The 2,070-nt window shown below is 67.9% G+C and carries 4 protein-coding genes; 3 read left to right on the top strand and 1 reads right to left on the bottom strand.

All coding sequences use genetic code 11. The annotated features are described in order from the left end of the window. Window positions 1-244 precede the first annotated feature (244 nt). Window positions 245-646, top strand: a complete 402-nt coding sequence (locus tag QZY48_RS29045) for a type II toxin-antitoxin system prevent-host-death family antitoxin (protein ID WP_295437212.1) — start codon at window positions 245-247, stop codon at window positions 644-646. Continuing rightward, window positions 643-1,158, top strand: a complete 516-nt coding sequence (locus tag QZY48_RS29040; protein WP_295437210.1) for a DUF3368 domain-containing protein — start codon at window positions 643-645, stop codon at window positions 1,156-1,158. The genes QZY48_RS29045 and QZY48_RS29040 overlap by 4 nt, the downstream gene beginning before the upstream one ends. Before the next feature lie 35 nt (window positions 1,159-1,193). Here the strand turns inward: QZY48_RS29040 and QZY48_RS29035 are convergent, their stop codons facing one another. Beyond that, window positions 1,194-1,634, bottom strand: coding sequence for a TraB/VirB10 family protein (locus tag QZY48_RS29035; protein WP_295437214.1), 441 nt, complete (start codon window positions 1,632-1,634; stop codon window positions 1,194-1,196). Between the two features lie 58 nt (window positions 1,635-1,692). On the opposite strand from QZY48_RS29035, the gene QZY48_RS29030 reads away from it, so the two are divergent. Continuing rightward, a partial coding sequence (locus QZY48_RS29030) for a hypothetical protein (protein WP_295437215.1) occupies window positions 1,693-2,070 on the top strand: 378 nt, incomplete at its 3' end.

Here is a 2,070-nt window from a genome sequence, read left to right as displayed (position 1 = left end):
TGACCCCGCGGATCGCCTCCAGACCAACTTTGGCCTTGAAGGATGCCGTGTACGTCTTGCGCTTCGCTTCGCCCATTCTGACATGCCCCTTTTGGTTCGACGGGAGCTTAAATTGCTGTCCGGTTTTCAGGGTCCACTATAATCCGACAGCTTGACCATCGCAGGCCGTGGACTTTCCTCGCCCCGCTGAGGCGCCATCCTGGGCGCTCAACACGTCGAGAAGACACTCGATCAGAGGGCAACCATGGCCCGGGCCCCACGACGCGCCCCCATTTATGCTACGCTTCGTGGGCACACTTATCTGGGGGCACTCATGGAAACGCTCGATGTCTTCTCGGTCCGGGATCTGCGCACCCGCTCCGGCGACCTGCTCAAGGACGCCGAGCTTGGGCAGATGTCGCTCATCACCAAACATGGCCGACCCGCCATCCTCGCCCTGCCCTTCGACCGGCGCCTGCTGGACCAGGGGGTCCACCGGGCCCTGGCCTTGAGCCTGTTCGAGGGTCGGCAACTGACGCTCGCACAGGCGGCCAAGGTCGCCGGGCTGTCGTTGGACGGCTTCATTGACCTGCTGGGGTCGCTCGGTCTGGCCGCGGTGGACTATCCGGCCGAGGAGTTGGCGGGCGAACTGGACATCGCCTTGTGAACCAGGTCGTCGTCGCGGACGCGGGGCCATTGATCGCCTTGGCCCGCATTGACCGGTTGTCGCTGCTCGCATCCCTCTACGAGTCTGTGCAGGTCCCCGAGACCGTACTGGTCGAACTGTGCGTGGATTCAGGCCGGCCGGGCGCGCGGGTGTTGTCGGCCGCCCTCGCCCGCGGCGTCATCCAGCCGCAGGCGCTGGCGCCCGGTTCCGAGGCGGAACTGGCTCGCCTCTGCCTGTCGCTGGACGCCGGCGAGGCCTCTGCGATCCTGCTGGCCGAGCAGACCGACTGCCGCTTCTTGCTGATCGACGAGCGTCGCGGGCGGGACGTCGCCCGGCGCCGTGGGCTCCCGGTGGTCGGTCTGGCCGGGGTGCTGCTGGCCGCCAAGCGCTCCGGTCTGTTGGAGTCCGTCGGGCCCGTGTTGGCCGACCTGTCGCGTCAGGGATATCGGCTTGCGGATGCGCTGGTCGCAGAGGTCTTGCGGCTGGCCGGAGAGGCGGATCGCGGCAGCTAAATTCGGAGGCACGCGGCGGCGCCTCAGCCGCCCAATCACCTCCCCAACCGCAACGACAGCCCCTTGTTCACAATCAACTCCACCGCCCGCCCCGCATCGACCTCCAGCACCGGAAAGGACAGCTGCGCCATTTCCATGTAATAGTCGGCCAACCGGTCCATGGCCCCGCCGACCCCACCGGCCGCCCCCGCCGCCGCGGCCTGGGGGGTGAACATGGACTGGTACTGCATCTGGTTGCCCCCAGTGCTGATCGGGATGCTCGGGACCTGGGTGAAGACCTTGGCGAAGGAGGTCAGGAAGCTGACCTGAAACGCCTTGGCGAGCAACGCGCCCGGCTTGCTGACCAGTCGGCCGCGCACCCCGACCTTACCGTCCTCGCCCACCGCGTAGGCGTCGCGCGGGACTTCGATCGCGCCGCCGTCGGTGCGCACGCAGGTCAGGGTCTCGCTGCGCAGCAGGGCGCGTTCCGAGCCCAGGTCGCCGAAGCCGCCGACGATGACTGCCCCGAACGAGCGGGATTGGTCAGTCGCGAGGATGCTGAGCGGGGCGCCCGCCGCCGAACACCGCGATTGCCGCTTCCGCGTCCGCCGCGCCGACCCGCCACAACGTACGCGTCGCGGGCTCGAGACAGGTTGCCGCGAGGACGTGCAGGTCGGTCCCGGCGAGCCCGCGGTAGCGCCGCATGGCGACCTGCGGATTGCCATGCGTCTTCAGTTGCCCGGCAACGGCCCGCAGTTCCTGTTCGGAGCCGTTAGCGATGTCCGTAACCCATTGGAAAAAATAGCCGTGCGGCGCGGGGGAACTTTCGTTTACCCCAACCTGGGGCCGGCGCAGAGCGAACGATCAGTGAGTTACGTGCGCGGCGTCGAGCGCTGGGCGAAAAGTCACCCCAACGCGCGCGGGGCCCCGCGT

It is taken from the genome of uncultured Thiodictyon sp., assembly GCF_903828115.1.
Classification (GTDB): domain Bacteria; phylum Pseudomonadota; class Gammaproteobacteria; order Chromatiales; family Chromatiaceae; genus Thiodictyon.
The sequence above is the reverse complement of the archived record's forward strand: the minus strand, read 5'-3'. Positions and strand labels throughout refer to the sequence as shown.